This is a genomic window from Clostridium magnum DSM 2767, assembly GCF_001623875.1.
GTDB lineage: Bacteria > Bacillota > Clostridia > Clostridiales > Clostridiaceae > Clostridium_AM > Clostridium_AM magnum.
This window is the reverse complement of record NZ_LWAE01000002.1, coordinates 1248394-1273269: the sequence shown is the minus strand read 5'-3', so window position 1 is coordinate 1273269 and position 24876 is coordinate 1248394. Positions and strand designations below refer to the sequence as shown.

Annotated in this window: 25 protein-coding genes and 1 other annotated feature; of the genes, 10 read left to right on the top strand and 15 right to left on the bottom strand. The window is 31.6% G+C overall.

Features of this window, described 5'->3' with window-relative positions; genetic code table 11:
* Positions 1-75: 75 nt before the first annotated feature.
* From CLMAG_RS13350 to CLMAG_RS13340, 4 genes are read right to left on the bottom strand one after another with little or no spacing between them, the layout of a single operon-like run.
* The gene (locus CLMAG_RS13350) at positions 76-645 is read right to left on the bottom strand and encodes an SLAP domain-containing protein (RefSeq protein WP_066622873.1); all 570 of its coding nucleotides are present in this window, start codon (positions 643-645) and stop codon (positions 76-78) included.
* A 43-nt stretch (positions 646-688) separates the two neighbouring features.
* Complete coding sequence (locus CLMAG_RS13345; RefSeq protein ID WP_066622871.1) at positions 689-1534, bottom strand: zinc ribbon domain-containing protein; 846 nt, start codon at positions 1532-1534, stop codon at positions 689-691.
* A gap of 41 nt (positions 1535-1575) precedes the next feature.
* Positions 1576-1701, bottom strand: coding sequence for a hypothetical protein (locus CLMAG_RS34330; protein WP_278330490.1), 126 nt, complete (start codon positions 1699-1701; stop codon positions 1576-1578).
* A gap of 14 nt (positions 1702-1715) precedes the next feature.
* Positions 1716-2456 carry a hypothetical protein gene (locus tag CLMAG_RS13340; protein WP_066622869.1) on the bottom strand — a complete coding sequence of 247 codons (741 nt, stop codon included), beginning with the start codon at positions 2454-2456 and terminating at the stop codon, positions 1716-1718.
* Between the two features lie 689 nt (positions 2457-3145).
* Between CLMAG_RS13340 and CLMAG_RS13335 the strand changes: the two genes are divergently transcribed.
* Genes CLMAG_RS13335 through CLMAG_RS13325 form a run of 3 tightly spaced genes read left to right on the top strand, consistent with a single transcriptional unit; the run spans position 3146 to position 6826 of the window.
* Entirely contained in the window at positions 3146-3412 is a 267-nt protein-coding gene (locus tag CLMAG_RS13335; protein ID WP_066622867.1) for a hypothetical protein, read from the top strand.
* Positions 3413-3468: 56 nt separating this feature from the next.
* The gene (locus tag CLMAG_RS13330; protein ID WP_066622865.1) at positions 3469-5982 is read left to right on the top strand and encodes a DNA topoisomerase III; all 2514 of its coding nucleotides are present in this window, start codon (positions 3469-3471) and stop codon (positions 5980-5982) included.
* Between the two features lie 40 nt (positions 5983-6022).
* Positions 6023-6826, top strand: coding sequence for a hypothetical protein (locus CLMAG_RS13325; RefSeq protein ID WP_066622863.1), 804 nt, complete (start codon positions 6023-6025; stop codon positions 6824-6826).
* Between the two features lie 114 nt (positions 6827-6940).
* On the opposite strand, the gene CLMAG_RS13320 is transcribed toward CLMAG_RS13325, so the two are convergent.
* Entirely contained in the window at positions 6941-7789 is an 849-nt protein-coding gene (locus CLMAG_RS13320) for a methyl-accepting chemotaxis protein (RefSeq protein ID WP_066622857.1), read from the bottom strand.
* Positions 7790-7981: 192 nt separating this feature from the next.
* On the opposite strand from CLMAG_RS13320, the gene CLMAG_RS13315 reads away from it, so the two are divergent.
* The 5 genes from CLMAG_RS13315 to CLMAG_RS13295 all read left to right on the top strand — a co-directional run bounded on the left by CLMAG_RS13315 (position 7982) and on the right by CLMAG_RS13295 (position 13366).
* Positions 7982-9097 (top strand): C40 family peptidase, encoded by a 1116-nt coding sequence (locus CLMAG_RS13315; RefSeq protein ID WP_066622854.1) that lies wholly within the window; start codon positions 7982-7984, stop codon positions 9095-9097.
* Positions 9098-9227: 130 nt separating this feature from the next.
* A complete protein-coding gene (locus CLMAG_RS13310; RefSeq protein WP_066622851.1) occupies positions 9228-9896 on the top strand; it encodes a TraX family protein in 669 nt (222 codons plus the stop codon).
* A gap of 211 nt (positions 9897-10107) precedes the next feature.
* Complete coding sequence (locus CLMAG_RS13305; RefSeq protein ID WP_066622848.1) at positions 10108-10509, top strand: GtrA family protein; 402 nt, start codon at positions 10108-10110, stop codon at positions 10507-10509.
* 331 nt (positions 10510-10840) lie between these two features.
* A complete protein-coding gene (locus CLMAG_RS13300; RefSeq protein WP_066622845.1) occupies positions 10841-11776 on the top strand; it encodes a coiled-coil domain-containing protein in 936 nt (311 codons plus the stop codon).
* A 339-nt stretch (positions 11777-12115) separates the two neighbouring features.
* Positions 12116-13366, top strand: a complete 1251-nt coding sequence (locus CLMAG_RS13295) for an FMN-binding protein (protein WP_066622842.1) — start codon at positions 12116-12118, stop codon at positions 13364-13366.
* Positions 13367-13634: 268 nt separating this feature from the next.
* On the opposite strand, the gene CLMAG_RS13290 is transcribed toward CLMAG_RS13295, so the two are convergent.
* From CLMAG_RS13290 to menA, 9 genes are all read right to left on the bottom strand, one after another.
* Positions 13635-13946, bottom strand: coding sequence for a hypothetical protein (locus CLMAG_RS13290; RefSeq protein WP_066622839.1), 312 nt, complete (start codon positions 13944-13946; stop codon positions 13635-13637).
* A 167-nt stretch (positions 13947-14113) separates the two neighbouring features.
* Positions 14114-15508 carry a 4Fe-4S binding protein gene (locus CLMAG_RS13285; protein WP_066622837.1) on the bottom strand — a complete coding sequence of 465 codons (1395 nt, stop codon included), beginning with the start codon at positions 15506-15508 and terminating at the stop codon, positions 14114-14116.
* An 18-nt stretch (positions 15509-15526) separates the two neighbouring features.
* A complete protein-coding gene (locus tag CLMAG_RS13280) occupies positions 15527-16066 on the bottom strand; it encodes a FixH family protein (protein WP_066622829.1) in 540 nt (179 codons plus the stop codon).
* Positions 16067-16132: 66 nt separating this feature from the next.
* Entirely contained in the window at positions 16133-16648 is a 516-nt protein-coding gene (locus CLMAG_RS13275; protein WP_066622828.1) for a TQO small subunit DoxD, read from the bottom strand.
* A 52-nt stretch (positions 16649-16700) separates the two neighbouring features.
* Positions 16701-17525 (bottom strand): polyprenyl synthetase family protein, encoded by an 825-nt coding sequence (locus CLMAG_RS13270; RefSeq protein ID WP_066622825.1) that lies wholly within the window; start codon positions 17523-17525, stop codon positions 16701-16703.
* Positions 17526-17846: 321 nt separating this feature from the next.
* Positions 17847-18548, bottom strand: coding sequence for a bifunctional demethylmenaquinone methyltransferase/2-methoxy-6-polyprenyl-1,4-benzoquinol methylase UbiE (gene ubiE, locus CLMAG_RS13265; protein WP_066622821.1), 702 nt, complete (start codon positions 18546-18548; stop codon positions 17847-17849).
* A gap of 144 nt (positions 18549-18692) precedes the next feature.
* Positions 18693-18980: a hypothetical protein gene (locus CLMAG_RS13260; RefSeq protein WP_066622820.1), complete on the bottom strand. Its 288-nt coding sequence runs from the start codon at positions 18978-18980 to the stop codon at positions 18693-18695.
* Between the two features lie 148 nt (positions 18981-19128).
* Positions 19129-19749 (bottom strand): CPBP family intramembrane glutamic endopeptidase, encoded by a 621-nt coding sequence (locus tag CLMAG_RS13255; protein ID WP_082831909.1) that lies wholly within the window; start codon positions 19747-19749, stop codon positions 19129-19131.
* Positions 19750-19762: 13 nt separating this feature from the next.
* Complete coding sequence (menA, locus tag CLMAG_RS13250) at positions 19763-20659, bottom strand: 1,4-dihydroxy-2-naphthoate octaprenyltransferase (RefSeq protein WP_066622811.1); 897 nt, start codon at positions 20657-20659, stop codon at positions 19763-19765.
* Between the two features lie 270 nt (positions 20660-20929).
* Between menA and CLMAG_RS13245 the strand changes: the two genes are divergently transcribed.
* Together CLMAG_RS13245 and CLMAG_RS13240 are read left to right on the top strand one after the other, a co-directional pair.
* Positions 20930-21613 (top strand): response regulator transcription factor, encoded by a 684-nt coding sequence (locus CLMAG_RS13245; protein WP_066622808.1) that lies wholly within the window; start codon positions 20930-20932, stop codon positions 21611-21613.
* On the top strand, positions 21613-22974 hold the full coding sequence (locus tag CLMAG_RS13240) for a sensor histidine kinase (RefSeq protein ID WP_066622805.1): 1362 nt from the start codon (positions 21613-21615) through the stop codon (positions 22972-22974). Before CLMAG_RS13245 ends, CLMAG_RS13240 begins: the two co-directional genes overlap by 1 nt.
* An 81-nt stretch (positions 22975-23055) precedes the next feature.
* Positions 23056-23303: a binding site (T-box leader), on the top strand.
* Between the two features lie 240 nt (positions 23304-23543).
* Here CLMAG_RS13240 and CLMAG_RS13235 read toward each other — a convergent pair.
* Complete coding sequence (locus CLMAG_RS13235) at positions 23544-24818, bottom strand: IS110 family RNA-guided transposase (protein ID WP_066616512.1); 1275 nt, start codon at positions 24816-24818, stop codon at positions 23544-23546.
* Between the last annotated feature and the right edge of the window lie 58 nt (positions 24819-24876).

Below are 24876 nucleotides of genomic sequence, written 5' to 3'. Positions count from 1 at the left end.
TTAGAATTACACTCTTTACTAAAAGTTAATTGCTTTAAATCTAAGAGAATTTACCTAAACTTTTTTTAATATTTTTTAATATTGATATACTGCTTCTGTAGAAAATCCATTTTTAAAATCATAATCTTTTGTATAAACAAACTGAGGATCAAAATGGAGCCATACAAGTACTGACTGATTTGCTGGTATGTTGCCTGTTTCTTCTAGTGACAGTTTAAAATACGCTGAAGCAATTTTGCGACCATCCTTACCTGTTATGTTTACCTGATAGTTTAATTTCTGTATATCACTTGCTGACCAATTGCTAATAAAAGCATATAGTTGTAAGCCTCCATCTTTATCATAGCCTATATCACTATCCCAAACATCAATTGAAATCTTCTCATTATCTTTTCTTTTTAATTGATTTGCCCTTGTCTGCAATAGATCCTTCTGCTGTTGGGTGTACTTAGAAGAATCCATGTATTTAGCTAATTTATATATATGGTAAACAGGTACTTCCTTTTGAACAGTTTCCGTTTTATTTTCAACTTTTTGTTCCTGCTTCTTTTCCTGTGCTGCTGATTGCTCTGCTTTCTTAGAGCATCCAGTAAACATTGAGCTTGCAACTACTATAGATAATACTAGCATTGATATTTTCTTCATTTTAACCCCCTATATTTATAACAAATCTACTAAGTGATCAGTACTATAATTCATTTAATTTACTGTAATCAAATTTCTGCCTTACTTCTTTCCCACCTGGATAAATAACTATAATTTCTATTGCTTTAGGATTTAATTTTTGAACTTCTTTTGCATCAAATCTCGCAGCTACACTGTCAACATATATAGGTGTATATGGGAAAAACTCAGTTGGTTTTGCTGGTGGGAAGTAATCTTCCCTAAACATCTCTTTTGGCTGTAGAACTTTCTCTTCATCACCATAAACTTTTAAAGTCATGTGTAATTCTTTTGCAAAATTGATATTGTCTCCACCAACGAATGCCATTCCAACTATCTCACTTAAATAAGTTGGGCTTAATTGTTTAAATGTTTCCATAACATTATCTACAGTAGGATCAATATATTTATTTGCATAACTTACACTTGCAGATACTACTTGATTATATGGAGTTGCTATACCAAACCTTTTCCCTAGAGTTTCTTTGAACTCATTACTGGATCTAGTAATCATATTTTTGCCTTCAACAGTCACTGCTTTTCCCTTATACTCTTTTCCCTTTTCTACTGCCTTTGCAATATCTTCTTTAGTTAGGATTCCTATATCAACACCATTAAGTTCATTCTTCTTTTCTTTGACCTTATCGTCTGTTTTTGTAGAGGTGCTGGAGGTATTACTTTTAGTTGGTTGTCCATTGTTCAGCTTGAAATAGCTATACCCTCCGATACCTATTCCTAAAGCAACAACAGTAGACATACCTATCATTAATGCTTTTTTACCTTTATTACTGCTCCCATTTAGCTTTTTACCACATTTACTACAAAACACATTAGTATCAGGATTATCGTCCCTACACTTAGTACATATCATTTAATGACCTCCCTTAATATCCCTCACTGAAAACTACAGACTTATATTCCTACAAGTTTACTGCTAGGTAAAAAGTCTTTAAAATCTAAACCTAAAAGTGGACTTAAAAACTTTAATGTTAGGTATGAAATTCCTATAAACATAAGAAATACTAAAAGTTTTTTCATAATCAGTTACCTCCTTATTCCTTTTCTGTTAACCCAAAGTAATGCTCCTGTCCTGCTTTAAGAAGCGTACAGAAATCCTGAGCTTGTTGTGCATTTCCCATTACAGCTTTGAACTTAGCAGCTACATCTTGATTTCTCTCATTAATGTAAATTTGTAATTTTACTATATGCTCTGGTTTATATTTGTTATCCCAGCTGATAGGCATTTTATTACCCATGATTTCTATGATTGCATTTATTATTTCAATTATTGAAGCTATATAAGTATCCCTTTCTTGATCCTTAACTGATATAGACGCCAAGTTATCAGAAACATATAATCTAACACCTTTGTCATAGTTGATAGCTTTTACTAGAGCCTCATACACCTGTTGTAAACTGCTCTCTGTTTTACCTATAAGAAGCTTTGAATTGCCATTAATTCGATATTCCTCTCCATCTGTTGTTACAACATATAGAGTTGTATCTACTGGTTTAACCTTTTCTATTTTTTTGTACTGGCCAATCTTTATTGACTTTATTTCTTCTAGCTTATCCGTTTGATAAAGGTATGGAAAAACATAATTTTCTAATTCCTTTTTGTATATCTTCTGTTTTAACTCCTTTATCATATCTTCTGCCATATCTGCAGGTAGCTGCTCTGCTTCGTCTGGGAATATTATTATCTTCTTATTTTCGCACCCACATAATTTATATAGGGTATAGCTTAATCTATTTATATATAGTGATTGTTTTTCATTTGCTTTCTTCATCATAATTTAACACCTCTACCTTTCTTTTCTCGAATGCTTCAGCATCCATTCTTTTATTTTTAGATTTTGAGTATTCAATCGTTGCAATACTCATTCATTGTAAAAAAGGATTAGTACAATTTTAATCTTATTATATATATAATTATAACACAATAAATTTGTTTATTCAAATACATCTTTGCTATTGTATATTTATATAAATTTAGTAAGTTTTTCTAATTCATTATTTATTATTACATCATAGTGTTATTGATAATTAAATAATTTTATTGTATAATATATGTAAGATATAATTTTGTACAATAAAAAAAGCATAGGCAGTACAAATATTCCCTATAAAATTCATAACAATGGGTAATGCAAATCACATTTAATCCGCTTCTCAAGATATCTCATTGTACTGTAGCTTTTTATGCATGATTATAGCTTCCTGATAACCGATAGACTCCAGTATCTTGAGGGGAGGCTTGTAGCTCAAATCTCTAATCCTTATATGTGACAAAGTATTATTTATATATAAGGTTGCAAAAGCACATCTCTAGGGATTAGAAGATTACAATTTAATATTAGACTTATGCAAATCCAAAGAATATTCTTTGGGGCTTATAAGTAAATGCAAATGAAAGTATATATTGGACTTTTGTTCAAAGGTACACCATTTAAATTAACTAATAAGCTAAGGAGTGAGAGATATGTCAAAGCAGATATGCCAATACCATGATTTCAAGGTATATAGAGCTAGCTATGGTTATATTGTTCATAATACTCACAAAGGTTTTGCAGAAGGTCACACTCACGTAGAAAACTATAATACTTGTATGGTTCTAATTAAATTGGTTGAAAGAAAGCAGTTGCCTAAGAGCAAGAGTAAACACTTTATAGAAAGTTTGATTAGAATCTCTGATGACAGAAAATATATAAATATGATTTCTGATTTGATGGTTAAGGTGGCTAGATAAGGCCACCTTTAACATATAGATAAAATTTAATGAAAAGCGAAAGGAAGACTTTAAATATGGGGAAGGTATTCGTACTTGCCGAAAAGCCAAGTGTTGCTATGGACATTGCTAAAGTAGTAAATAAAACTAATACTAGACATGATGGATATATAGAAGGAGATAAATTTATAGTAAGCTGGGCAGTGGGTCATCTGGTTAGCATCTGTGATCCAGAAGAAATGGATGAAAAATATGCAAAATGGTCTTTTGATACATTACCTATATTGCCGGATAAGTTTAAGTTAAAAGTCAACCCTAAAACTGCAAAACAATTTAGTGTTGTTAAGAAGCTTATGAATAGTCCTGATGTAGATTATATTGTTGTAGCCACTGATTCAGCGAGGGAAGGCGAACATATATTCCGGTTAATTCATCAGCTTGCAGGCTGCAAGAAACCATTTAAAAGACTTTGGATTAATTCCCAAACTGATAAAGCTATCAGAGAAGGCTTCGCAAATTTAAAGCCTGGTTCAGATTATGATAATCTTTATCTTTCAGCAAAGTGTAGAGCTGAATCCGACTGGCTTGTGGGAATGAATGGAACAAGATCATTCACTCTGAAATACAAAGATTCATTAAGTGGAATTACTACTAGGAAAGAAGCATTATCCCTTGGAAGGGTACAAACCCCAACCTTGTCCATGATAGTAAATAGGCATCACGAGATTGAAAACTTCGTACCTAAAGACTTCTGGACTATTAAATCAATATATGATACCTTCAGCGGAACATGGTTTGATCCTACATCTAAAGAGAGCAGAATATTTGATAAAGCTAAAGCTGATGTAATAGTTAATAAAATTACTGGAAAAGTGGCAGTCGTTCAAGATGTTAAAACAGAAAATAAGAAGCAGTATGCACCTCAATTATTTGATTTAACAGAACTGCAAAGGACATGTGTAAGGAAACTAGGGTTATCTGCAAATGAAACCTTACAAACTGCACAATCATTATATGAGAAAAAAATTATTACCTATCCTCGTACTGATTCTAAATATATAAGTGATGATATAGTACCTACATTAATGGATAGAGTTAAGGCAGTAAAATACTCGCCACTAGAAAAAGTTTGTGATTATATATTGCAGATGAAGAACTTAAAATTAGATAAGAAAGTGGTTGATAACAGTAAAGTGTCAGACCATCACGCTCTGCTCCCAACTGAGGTTGCTGCTGACTTAAATTCCTTATCTGATAGAGAAAAGAAGGTTTATGACATTATAGTTAGACGGTTTTTAGCTATTTTTCTTCCTCCATATGAGTATTTATCAACTACTATAATAACTACCTGTGAAAATGAATCCTTTGCAACAAAAGGCTCAACACCGATAAAAAAAGGTTGGAAAGTATTATATCAGAATGATGAATCAGAGAATGAAAGTAAAGATAATAAGGATGGGGAAGATGAAGAAAAACAGGAACTTCCTAAATGCGCTATAGGAGATACATTTAAAATTAATAAGGCTGAGTGTAAAAAAGATGCTACAAAGCCACCATCACTATACAATGAGGCTACATTACTTGAAGCTATGGAACATGCGGGAAGATTTGTTGAAGATGAAGAATTAAAAGAACAACTAAAAGAAGGCGGTCTTGGAACTCCTGCTACGAGAGCTTCTATAATCGAAACCTTAATAGCAAGGGGTTATGTTGTTAGAAAGAAAAAAGGAAAGATTGATTACTTAATACCTACTGATAAAGGTATCAAGCTTATAGAGATAGTTCCAAAGGAAATTAAGTCACCAGAACTTACTGCTAAATGGGAAAAAGCACTTAACTTGATGGCTAAAGGTCAATACCCTGTTCAAAGATTTATGGAGAGTATTCATAACTACTCTAAGTTCCTTGTAGAAGAAGCAAAGAAAATTCAAAATATTACCTTTGAATCATCCAATGGCGAAAGTGGATCTAAATCCAATGAGGTTATAGGGCAATGCAAAGAGTGCGGAGCAGATATAATCGAAACCTCAAAAGGCTTTTCTTGTTCCAAATGGAGAGAGGGTTGCAAATTTACCTTATGGAAGAATGATAAGATATTAGGCAAGTATGGTAAGACATTAACCAAAACTGCAGCTAAACAACTTCTAAAAGGGGATAAGGCTAGTATAAAAGGTTGTACTGACCCTACCACTAAAGAGAAAGTAGATAAGGAATTCTTTTTAATTAAGGAAGGTGTCTACTGGAACATTAAAGATAGAATTGGAGGCTCTAATACTGCTAAATCATCTGGTGCCACTGAAACTGTTCATTCTGATAAAAAGACCTATTCCTGTCCAGCTTGTAAAGAAGGTACTTTGATTTATAAGTCTACAGAAAAATTTACAGGATGGGGCTGTAACAGGTGGAAAGAGGGATGTGGTTTTGGTATTCCGGCTGAAAGTGGAGGGGTAAACCTAGAGCCATATATACCTCAATTACAAGAGAAGAAAGAAACTGATATTATCACTTTTAAATCTCCTAAAGGTACTTATAAAGCAAAGCTTAAAGTAAAGGGTAATAAGTTGGATAGGGAATTTATCAATGATAAGTAAGCAAAAATAGATTAATTGAAAAAGGAGAAAATAAATAACTATGAATCGTAGAATATTATGTGCAATTATACTTTCAGCAATGCTAACAACAATTACAGGGTGTTCCTCTAAACCTAATGGGGCAGTAAGCACCCCTGCTCAGGTACAGAAGCAAAGTAGTAGTGCAGAGAATCAACAGATATATGATTTTATTCAAGAACAATTTAAAACTAACAGTAAAGATGCACCTATATTTGTAGCAGCTTCAGAAAAGTTTAAAAGACCTATTATAGAGGTTATGAGAGCCTACATGCTAGTAAGTAATGCTAAAGTAAATCTTAAGGTTACTGAGGCAGAACTTGACACTATGAACATGGATACTATTAAAAACCTGTATGTAAATAAAGATGGCAAGTGGTACTACAATAATAAAGAAATCAATGTAGGTACTCCGCTTCCAGTACCAGATTCAATGAAAGAGAAGGCCCCAACTCAAGGTAAGGAAATAAATGTTGATATATCACTTGAAACTTCTTCAAGCAACGGAACTCTCAACGTAAAAGGAAAAACAAATTTACCTAATACAACACAAGTTATGGTTAGGATACTTAATGCTAGTGATAAGAGTATGGTTACACAAGACTTTACTCCTAAAGTATCAAACGGTCAGTTTTCAAGTAGCCTTAGTTCAATAACTCCAGGTAAATATATAATAGAGATTACTACTCCTAGTTCTAGTGTTTTAGATCCAGAAGCTAAAGCTAAGGTAGGAGAATCAGGAGCAAACCTTACAGGAAAATATATAGAATTTGATAAAGTCTTTGGGAAAACAGTTAAGTATGAAAGTCCAATAACTATTAAATAATTTCAATTGAATTTATAAACTTTGCCTATATCTTACTAATTTAAGATATAGGCATTTTCTTATTATGGAGGGTTATTAAATTCATGGCTAAGAATGATAAAAATAAATAGTATCTTATTTATAACGATCAACAAAAACTTTCAATTGCTCTGAAATATTTTTTATATATTCTAAGTTTGAAGATATTTCTTGTGTTGATGCAGCTTGTTCCTCACTGATAGCTCCTGTGGATTCTATTGACTTATTAATTTCAACAACCGAACTATTCATTTCTTCTAATATAGTCTGAATTTTTTTAGTAGATTCATGAGATTGTTCTGCAAGCTTTCTTATCTCGTTAGCAACAACTGCGAAACCTCTACCTTGCTCACCTGCCCTTGCAGCCTCAATAGAAGCATTTAATCCTAAAAGATTAGTTTGTGCAGCCACACTTCTTATAAATTCTAAAATCATAGTAGTATCTCTAAACTTTTCTGATAACTGATTGGATAACTCTATTGATTGCTGTCCAGAGGCTGAAAGCTCCACTGCACTTTTAGATATCTGAGAAACACTTTCTGATACCTGATTTGTTGAGTGAGATAAATGTTCCACGCTTTTTACTAAATCACGACTGTTATTTAAATCAATACCAGAACTTAGAGTTCCTATGATTTTCTTATCTACTCCATAAATTGGTGTAAATATTGTTTTTATAGGTCGCCCATATACTTCATCTGGAATATCATCAAAGGTATCCTTACCTGTTCTTATACACTCTTCTATAGTCCTTATTCCTCTAATTGGTTTACCAGCCGGTAGATCAAGTTCAAATTCTCTCGCTCTATAATATGATATATATTCTTTTAAATCAGTTAGACCAACAGCCATATCTTCACGAACAATTCTGTTGAGATAAGGAAGAATCATTTTAAAAGCATTTAGGATTGATTCATTATCTTGAAGCTGATTTGGGTTTTGCATATTAGTTTTCCTCCTAACATTACGTTTATCTTAATTGAAGTTATTGTATGTATATCAGCATTAAATATTTATTTTGTTTTCTTAAAAAGGAAATTAAAATTATATTTCCTATCATATTGTTACATTGATTAAATAAATTTGTTGTGTTATAATTACTTATATGATTATATTGTCAAGTATATAGGGGGATTTATGAAAAGAAAAAAGCTTATCCTTGCTATAAGCATGGGATTGATGTTAGCAATAAATAGTTCTGTATTCGCTGATCCTGTAAGCCAACCTCCAAGTAGCCCTGCTACTGGATTATCATATCAACAACAAAAGAGCTTTGAGATGGAGGTGAGTATAGAAAAGCTAGATAATCAAATTGAACAGATTATGGCGCAGATAGATACTCAGAAAAAAGAATTAAGCAGTAAAGAGAGTGAATTAAAGCTACAAGAAGAGAGGCTTAAGAATCTATCTAATGAATTAGATATACAGAAATCTTCTTTAAGCAATAGAGTTAAAGCAATGTATGTTTCTGGCAACAGTACCTACCTAGATGTAATATTTGATGCTAAAAGCATGGCAGATATGATTGATAGAATTGACTTGGTTAAGAAAGTCATACAACATGATAAGACTATCGTAACTAAGTATGAAGACCTAAAGAATAATAGTGAAGCAGAAAAGAAAAAGCTTACTGATGAAAATAGAAAACTACAGCTATTAAAAAAGGAAAATGAAGATAAGTTAAAGGAACTTGAAACTAGGAAAAAAACTCAACAGGCTATCCTTGAGCAGATAAAAGCTAGGGAAGCTGCCGAAGCTGCTGAAAGAGCAAGACAGGCTGAAATATCTAGGCAGATCAATTTAATTAGTAACCTTGGGAATACCAGTGAATCTGCCACAAATATGATGAACAAAATTAATTCAAGGAAAGCTAGTAAAACTGCTAGTACCACTAATTTTACTGGTGATGACTTAGTGGATTTTGCAAGTAATTACCTTGGCCTACCGTATGTTTGGGGCGGGACTACCCCTAGCGGGTTTGATTGCAGTGGGTTAGTGCAGTATACCTACAAGCATTTTGGAATTGACATTCCTAGAACTACTTATGAGCAAGTAAAAGTTGGGCAAACTATACCTGTAGAGCAATTACAACCAGGAGATTTAGTATTTTTCGGTGGAAGTGACATACACCATGTAGGAATGTATGTTGGTGATGGAATGTACATTCATGCTCCACGAACAGGGGATGTAATCAAAATATCCTCGTTATCTTCAAGAAGTGATTTTACAATAGCTAAAAGATATATAAAGTAGGTGAAATAATGGAAACATCTTTACCAATAATCCTCGGAATATTACTTGTTATTATGATTTCTACAGTTTTATATTTAAATGCAGATGAATTGATGGACCTAGAAGATAACTCTGAAAGGTAGTGCTATGTATGGAGCATCCACTGAGAACATTAAATCATCCTATCATAGTTACAAAAGAAAATAAAAAAAATGATACTTTAAAAGTATTTGGAATTGTTTTAATGATTATGGATCATATGGGCTTAGCATTTTTCCCTAATATAATAGCATTTAGAATTATTGGAAGGTTAGCCTTTCCAATATTCGCTTATGGGATTGCAATGGGCTACACCTATAGTAAAAACGTGAATAAGTATATCTTAAGGCTAGCTGCTTTTGCTTTAGTGTCTGAGCCTATATTCCACTTAATCACCCCTAAAGGTTTAAATATATTTTTTACACTTATTATTGGACTTATTTGTATCATTGCTATAGATAAAAAGAGGTATGTGATCTTAGCTTTAGTTTTAATATTAAGCTACTTTCTGCCTTTAGACTATGGTTTATATGGAGTTTTAACTATTATAGCTTTCTATGTATTTAAGAATAATATAAATGATACTGTGATAGCTCTATTAATTATTAATGGGATATATGCACTACAACACAATACTTTAATCCAATGTTTAAGCTTATTTTCATTACTACTCATTTATAAAAAATGGACAATCAATTTACAGATAAATAAATACTTTGGATATGCTTTTTATCCATGTCATTTATTGATTATAGCTATAGTTAAAATTCTTATCAAATGATGAAAGAGGGGCGAGCCTTGGCTAAAAATAATAACTAAAATATTAAAGGAAGATAAGGCTTTTCTGAATAGATACCTTGTGGACATGCCTTTAACGAGCTTTGAAATATTAAACCACTATATTCGGACCATAGGTAGATTTATGCTTAGAGATATGTATTTGAAATCTCTATATATGAAATCTAGGTATAGAAACAGAAAGGGGAAGCTTAATGTACTTGAAATACCTAAACTTAATCAAGAAGCACCTTCAATTCATTAAGTTCTCTTTAGTTGGAGTTTCAAACACCTTAATTTCTCTTATCTCTTATACAATCATTGTAAAGCTAGGACTTTATTATATAGTAGCTAATGTCTTGGCCTATGGGGTGGGGATGGTAAACAGCTTTATTTTAAATAAACGTTGGGTTTTTAAATCTAAAAACTCCGTAGGAACAACCGCAGTAAAATTTATTTTAGTTAATTTAGGGGCACTATCTGCAAGTACCTTTTTACTATATCTTTGTGTTAGCATAATAGGTCTTAATAAAATACTAGCTCAGATAGTTGTAACCCTGCTGGTATTAATAATAAACTTTTCAGCTAATAAACTATGGTCATTCAGAACAAGATAGGATTACCAATACTTACTTAAAGGAATTTCACAATAGACATTGAATAGTAATAAGGCTTGAAATACAAATTTAACTTATTAAAAGGAGATTTATATGAGTACCCAACGAAAAAGTCTGCTAATTATATTCCTTGTTTTGATAAGTATTTCATTACTAGGATGTACCGCAGATAAAAGCAGTTTTTTATAGTGCTTTTTATTTTTTCATGAATACCATTGTATCTGCTGGCAATAATTATGGTATAATAATGAATATAATGGTAAACCAGGTAAACCCGTTAATAATATTATATTCTATAGGTATACCTCATTCATATAAGGGGGCGTTCTAATTGTCAGAAACAACTTGGTCAGTAAAAATGGATTCAGATTTGAAGTCAAAACTTAATGAACTCATCGGAAATTCAGACTATGCAACTAGCAAGGAGTTTGCAGAAAATCTCATAATGCTTTATGAAATAGATATTGCTAAAAAAGCTGCTCCAACAGCTATGGTAGATTTAGAAGAACTTCAAGTACTCACTAAGCAGATAAACAGAATCTTTATAAACGCTGGCGAAAGGTATAACAATTTAAGCAATGCAAAGGATAAAGAATGCAATGAAACTGTAGGACTAAAGGATAGGCTTATTGAAACACTTCAAGAAACTATATCAGGATTAGGGGAACAGGTTGAGGGATTTAAATTATCACTTAAGGAATTAACAGATAAATATAATACATTAGAAAAAGAGAATAATCAGCAGATAGATATTAATAAGCAGAATGGGCTTCTAATCGATGAATATAAAGAGAAGATAAATACATTTTCTGGTCTAGTTAATGAGTATAAAGGCTATAAAGAATCAATAGAGCAGGTACGCTCAGACTTATCTACTTCTGAAAAATTTGTAAGTGAACTTAATCATCAACTATCAGAAAGCAATTTAAAACTTAATGAAGCAGATGACAAAATTGAATTTTTAGAAAAACAACATAAAAAGGAAATAGACAACCTTACTGCCCAACATGAAGCGGAAATAACTAATTTAAAAACTACATGCGAAACAGAAAATAAGCAACTTAAAGAAAAACTTAATTTTGAAAAAGAAAAAGCTTTACTGGATCAATCCGTAAAATATGAGGATAGAATAAAGAAAATTAATGAAGAAAATAATGATAAGGTAAAAGAGCTATTAGAATCAAATAGGTCATTGGTAGATGAGCTGAATAAACATAAGTATACTGTTAAATCTGAAAATAATCTAGGTGATACAAATAATAAGTAAGGTCTTATTGCTTATTAAAGGCGAGGCTTGAACAAAGCCTTTACCTTTGGCATTTTAAACTTGTTACCTAAGGAATTATCCTGCTAAATCAACTCTTTGTGAACTTCACATAATTAAATAGTGAAAGATCATATTTTAATCTATATTTATGATATGTTTTTCCACTAATATAGATTAAAGTTTCATCTTCGAACTCTATAGATATCAAAATTGAAACTTCAAACTAACACCAGTGTCTTTACGATATATTTAGACAAAATTTTTATTATTTTTCATAAAACTTTAGTTTTTTATGTTAGAATAGTTTTTAGTTGTTAAATATATTGATAGGGGTGTAAAATGGAACTAAGAGTTAAAGTACTGAAAGTAGTAAGGTTTGTTGTACAAGTTATGTCTTTTATTTTCCTTTGCGGAATGTTCAACTTAACATTTAGTGGTTTAAGAAAAATATTTGACATGATTATACATGGAAGATTTTCATCAGATGTATTTCTTGCATACTCGCTAGAAATATTGCCCGTAATATTGTTGACTATAGTAATGGGAAGATTCTTCTGTGGTTGGATGTGCGCCTTTGGCACCTTAAATGATTTCATTTTTCTTTTTTGTAAAAAGATATTCAAGTTTAGGATGAAATTAAGTGAAAAAGTAGATCATACAATGAAATTCATTAAGTACATATTATTATTTGATATTATAGTTTTTATGTGGATTTTAAATGATACATCCTTAGAGATACTTAATCCATGGGTAGCCTTTGCGCAGATGAATAAATTTCCTACTTCTATAAAAAAATATCCCTTAGCTTTTCTGGTACTTGCTTTTATTATATTTGGGTCAATGTTTATCGAGAGATTTTTTTGTAGGTATTTATGTCCGCTAGGTGCTGTTTTAGCAATTATGTCTAAGATAAAATTGTTGAAGATTAAAGTTGATGAAAGGAAATGCGACAAATGCAAATTATGTGCAAATAATTGTCCCATGAAGATAGATATAGACGGTATTAGTGCAATGAAGAGCGGGGAATGTATAGGATGTTTAAAATGTTTTAATAACTGTAAGAAGAATAATTCAGAACTGATAATTTTTGGTGTAGAAATAAATAGGATAAACTATATTTTGATTTCATTGGTTATATTTATATCACTGTATTGGACAAGTATTTTATTGAACAGTGAGGAAAATAAGACTACTCAAAATAATGCATCAACAGAGAGTTTTGTTATGGATAGCAGTCAAGAAACCGGTGATGGTAATGGCGATAACGTAAATTTGAATAATAGTGAAGTTTCCAGTAGAATTAATAATTTATCTAGCAGACACTATCATGATGGAATATATACTGGAGTATCGGAAGGATACAGCCCTGGTCTTACTGTTTCAGTCACTATACGTAGTGGTAAAATTACAGATATTAAAGTGATTTCTCATAATGAAACTAGAGGATATTATGAGGAACCGTTTAGACTAATTCCAAAAGAAATTATTAGTTCAGATTCCTTAAAGGTAGATGCTGTTTCAGGTGCTACACTATCAAGTGAAGGAATTATAAATGCTGTAGCAAGTGCACTGAAAAAGGCAGAAAGATGAATAATAAATAGGGAAATATAAAATTAAACTTTAAATGGTATGATCTTGTATAGTATTTTTGTAATATAATATAGGAATTTTAACTATACCATGAAAAAGGGTAAAACTGCACTCTGTAAGGTGCACAGAAAAGATAATTTCACCTTACAGGGGATAGTTTGACCCTTTGCTTGGAAAATATTTTTATAATTAATTTGCAATATGGAGGGTGCTTTCTAGTTAACAGTCCTTCCTAATGGTTTATTTTATAAGACATAGGTGATTTTTATTAATATGCTGTTATACCTTTAACTCCGAACATTGGTTGCATAAAAGGTATTTTCGGCTTTTGATAGACGTTTATATCACCAACAACTCTTAAATCTTTTAAAAGAAACACCTTAACACCTTGATATTTATAAATATCATATCGTTCCTTGTCTAAAACTTCAGTTTCGTATAAAACTTTAATTTTAATATTTCTGATGCTAGATTTACAATTTCCGCAGTCGCAATCTACTGTTGATCTTTTTACGGATACTACAAAGCATAGACTTTTACTCTGAGCATAATTGAAAGCATTGTCATCAATTCTTAACATAACATATCATCCCCAAACTAATTTTATAATGAATTAATACCTCTTATTTATGCTGTTATAAATAATAAAAACTACTGAGGTAATAACCTAACCATATTTTACAAAATTGATATGTAGATTTTATGAAGAAAATGCTATCAGAAAAACATTTTCTGATAGCATTTAAACTACATACGCATTGCCATTGGAAGCATGAATAGTACTATGTTTATAATACCTAGTATTATTATTAAAACACTATATACTATTGAAGTTCCTAAGGACTTATTATTCTTACCACCATAATTACTCTTAGCAAGTCTATATGCAGTATATATTGAACCTATAGTTCCAAGAGCAATTAAAAGATACTGAAGGGCTTGTATTGTTGGAGTATCCAAAATTGCAGTTGAACCACTCATCTCCATACCAAATAGCCCCATAAAAGTGTAGAATATTGATTTTCCTTCTGCTAGTAGATGGAATAAGTTGTGGGCTATATGAGCAGCCATATCTAGTGGAATAATAGCATACCCAAACTTAGCGAAGTTTTGTTTAACAGAATCTCCATTAAACTTTTTAGCAATCAATCCTGTTGCTGATAACATTAATATAGGAATTAGCATTGCAATAATAAATGTTACAGTGAAGGTTACATAATAGCTATCTGTACCAGTAGCCTTTTCAAGCCAATTTAATATTGGTTCCCATATATTAAGCATAGTGATATTCTGTACAAATACTATACCCATAATTACAACAGCAAGGAAAGATTCTTCGAGCTTAGGTTTACGGATAAACCACAATTCCCTAGTAGGTACACGTCTTGATATTTTTATAGAATTGTTTGGACAACTCTTTACACAGTTTCCACAGAAGTTACACTCTGCATTGGTATCCATTGTTCTTGGAAATTCAAACATAGGACATCCTGCAGCCTTATCACTTCCTTTATAACAAGCGGCAACATTACATTTAGCACATTTTTCAGGAGTAGCTCTAAGTTCCATCATACCTGCTCTAGTATAGTTACCAGATACTCCACCTAGGAAACAAAGATATCTACACCAAGTTCTACGCTCAAATACTGCGCCAGAAAATATTACTGCAATAGTCATCATCAATAATAATGTTCCTGAACCTCTAGGTGACTCAACAACACCCCAAATGTGATCACTCCAAGTTATCGCAATAAACATTGCATCTATAATCCAAATACCATATTTCCTTAAAAACTTAGGAACAGGACGATTATTACCAACAAATTTTTGAACTATATCGTTAAGAAGTCCAAAAGGGCATATAGCACACCAAAATCTACCTAAAAGGAAGAATATAATTGGCAGTAGAGGCCACCATAATACCCAGGTTGCAGCAGTACCGAAGTTATCATGGGCACTAGTAGAGCCGAATAAAAGCTCATAAACTATAAAGGCAAATATTATTGCTACTGGCCATTGAAAAACACCAGGATACCATTTGCTTTTCATAAAGCTTGCAAATTTTTTATTATCTAAAAGATTTTTATCATCTGATGAGGGTGTTTTTTCTTCATCAATGAAAGGTTTCTTTTTTTCTGTCATAAAACATTACCTCACTTTCTATGATTTTATAGTTTTTTTATTCTTTTTCTTTGCTATTCCAGCAGTTACTATAATTAAAGTAGCTACAACTAAGAAGCCTCCAACAACAAACCAGTTAGGTCCAGAACTTGCTACATCAACATTAAAATCAGCCATCTTATCTCCATTAGTTGTCATAAAGCTTGTTTTAACTTTCCACTTGCCTTTATCACTAAATTTTACAGTTCCAACATATTCGCCATCTTCATGACCCTTTTTGAATTGAACAGTTTCAGCCTTGGATTCACCCATATTCATATCACCCATGCTGCCTTTATCCATTTCTATAGATACTTTCACATCAGCGTTACTTATTGGCTTGTCCTTATCATCGGATAATTTAAGGGTTAACTCGTTTTCACCGGTTTTAGCCTTATCTCCTGTTAGCATAAGAGTTGCTTTAACTCCATCAATTGTCTGATCTATCTTTTTCCCAGTGCCGTCAGCTAATACTGATGTAGATAAAGTTAGAACTAGAGCTGAAATAATTGATAATTTTTTTATTAATTTGTTTTTCATTTTTTGTACCTTCCTTTACTATTAGTTTAATATTTTTGTCTTTTGGGATTGGTAACAGCAATAAAGTTATGTCACCGTCTTTATATTAGAATTTTTATTAAAAAGCTTGCCTAACTTAGGTACGATAAATCTATCAAGACCAAATACGTAAGCATTTGCTCCAGCAGCCATAAGTAGAATAGCCACAGTATATAGGTTAGGGTTTGTACTAGTTGTACCAGCTAACATATAATTTAAATTCATAAATGCACCAGCAAGTAGACCAACAATTGTTAGAGCACCAAGAATTAAGGAAATTCCAACTAATAATTCGCCATAAGCTACTAAGTAGCTAAAAACTTTTGCGTTTGGTAAAGCAACTGTTTTGATAAAATTAGCATACCAACCTTGTACTAAGGGATGCTCACCGGTTGCCTTAGCTAATGCTCCTTTTAAGAAGCCTGTAATTGCCACTCCTGCTTTGCTGCCCACCCAAGTTGGATTTGATATTTTTTCAAAACCTGCAGATATCCATTCATAACCAAGCCAGATTCTAAGTACTGTCCAAAGAACAGCAAATCTTTTATCACGGAAAAATTTCATCTTTATACACACTCCTATCTTTCATTTATAATTAAATCAAAATAAAAAGTTACTATAATGCATTCTCTACCTTAGGACTATAAAAATCTAAGACATAATCCACTAACATAATTAAGCTTTGCTTGTATGCTGAGTCTTTCAAATTCTCAATAGAAGCTTTCGCATTATATGCAAATTCAAAGCCCTCTTCAATAGTTACATTTCTCATTGCAATAGAATCCTCATCAATATAATCATCTAGTATTTGATATGCCATACCAAGGTTTTTACCATATTTAGAAAGCATATTACACTCTTCTTCAGTGGCACCAACTATTCTGGCACCAAGCATGCAACAAGCACTCATAAAGGATGCTGTTTTTCCTAAAATAATTTCAAAATAGGTTTCACGATCTGGAGAGGGATTGTTCGCATTTAATATTTCAGCTACAGACATTGATTCAGTAACTCTGCCCATCACCTGTGCAAACTCTCTTGGCAGAGTATCTGAGAAAATAGTAAAGGCTCTTGAGTACAAAGCATCACCAGCAAGCACTGCTATTTTATTTCCAAAGGTCTTATTTAAGGTTTTTTGACCACGTCTTAGTAAATCACCATCTATAATATCATCATGAATTAGACTGGCGCTGTGAATAAGCTCTAAACCTATTGCTAACTGAATTAAGTTATGTTCTGCAGAAGGAGTAAGTTCACCATTTATGGCACCTGCACACAAAAATGTTAACGTAGGTCTTAGCCTCTTACCTGGAATTGAAAAAAAGTAGGTAAAAATATCTTGTGCAACTGTAGAATCTAGTTTTGATGCAATATTTTTTAACTCTGACTCAAATTGATTAAGTTCTTTTATTATTAGAATTGAAATTTCATCGAATCTCATTTTTTCACCACCTATATATTCTAAATTAAGCAAGTTGATGCATAATTGATTTCTTAATATCTCGACTACACTTGTTATTATAGTGATTTGCTGTGAAGAAAATATGAAGATATATAGTAAAAGATAAAAATTTATTAAATAATTTAAAAACCACATTTAGCTTAAAGTTTATAACTAAATGCGGATTTTAAATTAGAAAAATCTACAATTGTATTTAAATTCTCCGCCATAGCCGATAGCTGACTAGGATTTAAGTTATCCCCAATTTTTATTTTAAATAGGCTAATTGTAGGTAATTCCAATATAATGTTTCTATAGAATCTATTTTTTTACTCCATAATGAATAGAAGCAATTCCACCTGTTAAAGATATATATCCAGTTCTTATAAAACCAGTATCATCAAATAAAAGCTTCAACTTTTTTTTCGGCATAAAGTTCTTAACAGAATCTCTAAGGTAAGCATATGCCCCTTTGTCTTTTGTGCCTATATATCCAATAGTAGGTAGAACAAAAGTTAGATATGCAGAATGAAGCTCTTTGAGAATAGGAAGTTCTGGATTGGATAGTTCAAGGCAAACAAGTTTTCCTCCAGGCTTCAAAACTCGATATATTTCTGATAGTGCTTTATTTTTATATTTGATATTTCTAAGACCAAAGGCAATTGTTATACAGTGGAAACTATTATCCTTAAAAGGCAATTCTAAAATATCACCTCTTAATAACTTAAACTTATAATCCCCTATGCTTTGATTAAGTCTTCTATATCCGACGTTAATCATTTCTTGATTGAAATCAAGTCCTATAACTTCAGCTTTTTTACCTACATTCCTACAAGCATAATCAATCATCTGGCCTGTGCCACAGCATAAATCTAAGACTTTATCATTGAGTTTTAAATCACATACCTGTATAGCTTTTTTTCTCCAAAGCTTATCTATATTAAAGGTTAGAATTGAATTCAACTTATCATACTTTTCTGCGATAGAGGAGAAAATATTTTGAACATCTATTGTATTATTCATCACGTGTAGTGTACCCCCTTTTAATTAAATTATTCGATGGTCACCTGATTCAAGTTTCGCTTGATAATATTTTGCGATTATTTTTAAGGAGAGGACCTTTTAATATGAAGAGCCTCTCCTTAAAAATAACTTTATTGCTTTAATCTATACGACTTCTTTACTATCAGTGTTAGTTTTTTTAGTATCGCAGCAGCTTCCTTTTTTATTGTTACCCATCATCATTGGCATCATAAAGATCATCATTATTGGGCACAAAAATGGTGTTACTCTCCCAATTACACTACCAGCACTAGGACTTAGTCTTGTTATAATTGGTAATAATCCTATTATAATTATAGGTAGTCCGCAGCATATAGCCATATGCAGCATATGCTTTAATGGACTATGTTTATGAGTTCCTTGTTTTTCTTTGTTATCTCCATGACAATTCATATATATCCCTCCAAATTGCTTTTCTTAATTTATAAAATAATTTTTATTTTACTTGAATTATACTGTGTACATATAAAGAAATTATGAAGAAAATTAGAACCTATAAAAATTAATTACTGGGGTCTTTTCCTGAGTATAACTAAAGAGATTACATTAGTGGAAGCAAAACGAATATTGTTAAGTCCCAAACAGCGTGAGAGATAATTACTGGAATGAGGCTCTTCTCTTTTTTATAAAGCCATCCCCAGAATAATCCGCATACCAAAGCTGCTATAACCAGCATAAAGTTGCCCGTAACAATATGCACAGCTGCATATAATAAAACTGAAAATAAATATCCTTTGTTTTCTCCAAATTTTTTACCTAAAGTATTTTGTATAAAGCCTCTCCAGTATAGTTCTTCACCTGGACCAATTATAAAAAATAGTAACAATCCTATTAGCGCTAAGTTAGCATTTGATTTATTACTATAAACTGATGAAATTTGAGCATCCTTAAATGGAAACAAGTATCCTGATATTATATTCCCTGCGTAAAATATTCCATACAAGGCTATAGCTGAGACTACTCCAATTAAAATATATCTTATTTTTACTTTTCCAAGAGAGAAGATATCTCTATTAGCAAAGTAGGCCATCAATATTAATAGTAATATTGATACACTCATTTCTATCCAAAAGTTAAAGGGTTTTATAACAAACATTAGATACCATAGAATTGCTGCTGCAAACAATGTAAAAGTTAAATATTTATAGTTTTTATTGTTCAAGACAATACCTCCTTTATCTTATAGTGGACAATAGTATTGAAATAATAAGGATAACTCCAAATTGTCCCTGTAGTTTTGCTGTTTCTTGATCAAGGGCAGCAAGTTTAGAAGTAGATCCATTAGATATATGCAATTTATTTATATTTTTTAATGCTGTTGGCAATGTAACTAGACAAAATAAACTCCAAATAGGGGCAACTCTATAATAAGTCATAGCTAAAACAGAAATATAGGATAAAGAAATTAAACCATAATAGATATAGTAGGAGCCAGCTCTTCCAATGATTATAGATAGAGTTTTTATTCCAGCTTTTTTATCATGATAAACATCCCTAATATCATTTGCATGTAAAATCGCTGTAGTTAAAAGTCCAACTGGAATAGATAACAGAAGTACCTTTGTATTAATTCTCTGAAGTTGAACAAAATATCCACCCAGCGTCATTAGGGGCCCAAAGATTATAAATATTAAAGGGGCACCCAGACCTCTATACTTTAACATAAGGGGCTTTCCAGTATAAAAATAACCGCTTAAAGCTCCAATAGTACCTAGAATTAGAATAAAGAATCCCTTTTGCAAAGCTAAAAATAATCCTAGTATACATCCTAAAGCTAAAACTAGGCGACCTCCTTTAGATAGTTCTTCAGGAGTTAACAAATTTTCAAAAATAATACCACTAGAAGAGCCAGACTCTTTTGTATCAACTTTGTTTATAAAGTCATCATAGTCATTAAGCATATTTGATGAAGCTTGCAGAAGAACAGCAGCCAATAAAGAAAGCAGGTAGTATATTAACTGAAACTCTGATTCTTTTGCAGCAAATATAGCACCTATTGTAACTGGTATTATAGAAGCAGTTAAGGAAAAAGGTCTTGCAGCTCTTAACCATATTTTAAGTTTTTGTTTCATTTTGTGTCCTCCTAAACATATTTGTTACTATTAATCCTGCAGTGTTTTTAAAAAGCAGTAGATTTAAACTTTTGCTTTATATATACTATAAATTAATGATGTGAAGATTTTATAAAGATTCTTAGGGACAAACTTTAGAGTACATCTAAATAAGCGATTACTATAGATTTTAATAACTCTATAGTCTACATAAAATCTTTATAAAATTCAGTTATTATAAGAAGTAATATTAATATTAGTTTTTAATAATATAAAATTGAGGTGAGTAGCATGAATAAAATTTTAATAGTAGAAGATGAGGAAAAAGTATCTAATATTCAAAAGGCATATCTAGAAAAAGAAGGTTATGAAGTGCATACTTCAACAACTGGGCTAAAAGCCTTAGAACTGTTTGATTCAATCGAATTTAATTTGGTAATACTTGATTTAATGCTGCCAGATATTCAAGGGGAAGAAATATGTAAAATTATAAGAGACAAATCTGATGTACACATATTTATGGCTACTGCTAAATCTGCATTAGAAGACAGAATAGAGGGGCTTAACACGGGGGCAGACGAGTATTTGGTTAAACCTTTTAGTCCAAGAGAATTGGTTGCTAGGGTTAATTCTTTATTTAGAAGATTAGGGTCAAAGGATAGTTCAGTTTTATCTTTAGATGATGGAAATATCCAAATTTATAAAGACAGTAGAATTGTAAAAGCTAGAGGACAAGAAATATCTCTTACCCCCAATGAATTTGATATTTTATATGCTCTTGCAATAAATAAAGGAAAAGTTCTTAGTAGAGAACAATTAATTGATAGGGTATTTGGTATGGATTTTGAGGGATTTGACAGAACAGTAGATGTTCATATAAAAAATATAAGAAAAAAGATAGAGGAAGACAGCAAAAATCCTAAGTATATTTTGACGGTTACAAGGCTGGGATATAAGTTTGGTGGTGACAATTGATGTATAGTATTAGACGAAAGTTAAGTATTATAATTTTAGTTTGCTCCATATTAGCTGCTCTTCTAACTGCTATATTTGTAAATATGACAATAAATAATAAATTTAACGAGTATATGGTGAATAACCAAAACAAAAGAAATGAAAGAATAGTACAGTATTTTCAAGAGGTTTATAAAAGAGATAAAAAATGGACAGCAGATTCGGGAAGTGAAATGAAGCACGAGGCATATATGAGCAATTATTGTATAACTCTCTTGGATTCAAATAAAAAGTTGGTTTGGATGATGGATCCAAATGATGTTAAAGAAAAGGATCATTTTAAAGCCTTAGATGGTAAAAGTGGAGTTTTTACCACAAATGATTTTCCAATTAACTATAATGGAAGCGTTGTTGGTTATGTACAGATAGGTCAATATTCTTCAGTATTGCTATCTGCTGAGGATGTGAATTTTAAGTTATCCATTAATAAAGGAATTATCGCTAGTATTCTTTTAAGTCTTATTATTGTAATAATTATCAGTCTGTATATTTCAAAACAGTTTTCAGTACCTATTAGAGAAGTGTCAAATGTATCAGTAAAACTATCTAATGGAAACTATAACTCTAGAACTAATGTAGATACAGACATATTGGAGATTGAAAAACTTAAGAGCAGTATAAATACTTTGGGAGAAAAACTTAATCATCAGGACTTATTAAGAAAAAGATTAGTCTCTGATATATCTCATGAAATAAGAACTCCTCTGAATATTCTTCAAAACAACTTAGAAGCTATGATTGATGGAATTATTCCAGTAAATACAGAACAGTTAATAGGGTTAAATGATGAGGTTATTAGGTTTGGAAAACTTTTAAATAACCTTAATACTTTAAAGAAGTTTGAAGCAGAGACAGTTTCTATTAATAAAGAGGAGGTCTTATTAGATCAGCTGCTATCCTCGGTATGTGATGATTATTCAATTGCATTAAAAGAGAAGAATATAGATTTAGTGTATAATATAAGGCCAGATAAAGACTATAGTATAATTGGAGATGCAGATAAATTAAAACAGGTATTTATTAATCTTTTATCTAATGCAGTAAAGTTCTCAAATTATGGAGGAAAGGTTTGGGTAAATTTAACTAGAGGTAAAGAGGATATTATTGTCAGTATAAGAGATACTGGAATTGGAATTAGTAAAGAAGATTTACCTTTTATATTTGAAAGGCTTTATAGAGGAGATAAGAGCCGAAACAAAATAGAGGGAAGTGGAATAGGATTAACCATAGTAAAAGATATTTTAACTTTACATTCAGCTTCTATTGCTGTTGAAAGTGAAGTAGGTAAAGGATCTACATTTACTATACGATTTATGAGTTAATTAAAAAATATGTTGACAAAAAAAGTCGAATATTGTATATTATTAATTAATAAAGTATTCCTATAATATTACTAAGAAAACAAAAATGCTATGATAAGAAAGAGTAACATGAGCTAAACTGACAGAGAGAGATCCCTTAGGCTGAAAAGATCTTGAGTGTAACTTGTGTGAATGCACCTTTGAGCACTGCCTCGAAAGTTAGTAGACGGCAGCGGGTACGCCCGTTAAAGCGTTATGGTATGTTTGTACCTGATTTAATGAGAAGCCATAACATATTTATGTCTATGGTAATTAGAGTGGGACCGCGGAATATAACTTCTGCCTCTAAATATAGAGGCAGAAGTTTTTTGTATTAAATTCAGACTTTGAGAGTTATCTTAGGTTATCTGTCGTAATAGAAAATACAGATGATTTAATACAAGATATAGAAAATGCATTAACTAAAAAATAGCAATTTGGTAATATGTCAAGAACAAAATGAAAAGAAAATCAAATGATTTCTTTAAAAATGGGTAACCTTAATAAACATACAGTCCAATGAGAAAGTATGTTCGTATAATTTATATAGATTAATCTACTCTATTTGAAGAGTAGAGCTGATTTTTAGCCAGCAATCCAAAAATCATACGAATAAGTTTACGAGATGTTAGCGCGAGTGCTCGTTTGTGCTGATGTGTAGTTACTTCAGCAAATTTCTTCTGATAGAACTCTTGATATTCAGGAATATGGCAAACAACACTTCCTGCAGCTTCTATGAGATAATAGCGTAAATAACGGTTACCAGCTTTGTTCATAGGTGTATTTTCAGCTTTAAAACCTCCAGATTGATTTTCTTTCCACACGATGCCAGCGTATTTAGCAATAGCATCATTACTAGGAAATGCATGCACACTTCCTAATTCAGCAAGAATGCCACTGGAGTAAACAGGGCCAAAACCAGGAATAGACATTAATATTTTGTATTCCACAGGATTCATTCCCATAACAGCTTTTTCAATGGCTTTGTTAATACCTTTAAGTTCTTTATCAAAAGCCTGAATACAGTTGAAAGAACAAGCAATAGAGGTTGTTAATGGCTCATACAAACATTTATCAAGACGGTATGAATTACGTGCAGCTTGCTGCAAAATTTCAGCAGTCATCTGAGGATTAGAAATCCTTTTCCGACTTTTTCTATTGACGAAGTCAACAAGTTCTTCAATTGATGTATTTGCAATATCTTCGGAAGATAGAAATTCAGTAAGTATTGAAGATGCGGTAGCACCGTATTTATTAGAAAAAGGATGATCTTCTCCCTGTAATAATGCAAATTCGCTGAACTTAAGAAATACATTGGATAACATGTAAGTTTTTTCTCTAGTTAAGCATTCAACAATATGAAGTCTGTGCCTTGTAAGTCTTTGCAGAGCAAGATATTGAGAACCACGCCAAGGTTCAATATGAATTCTGCCAACTCTTGCAAAGTCAGCAATAACAAAAGAGTCAATGCCATCATTTTTATCAAGAGAATTAAAGGATTCTTTGTAGTTAGCAACTTCCTTAGGATTCAAGCAGTAAACATAAGGTTTGTAAGTCATAAGTTTTTCACTAGCAGATAAAAAATTGGCTATATGTACTCCATAAAAGGAAGTAGATTCTAAGCCGATTATAACAGCTTTAAAAGTATTGTTTTCTAAAACCTTAACAAGCATGGATTCAAGTTGCTCTGCACCAAATTGCGTATTAGGAACAGGTTTCATCTTAATCAAGAATTCCTGTTCAAAATTAATAGCAGAGACAACATTTTGTCTCGCACCAATATCGATACCAACAAATAGAGTTGATAAGTAATCTAATTTCTTCATGAAATCACCACCTTTCAAAAATAATGAGGAAATTAGAAAGGATTATCCTAATCCAAAG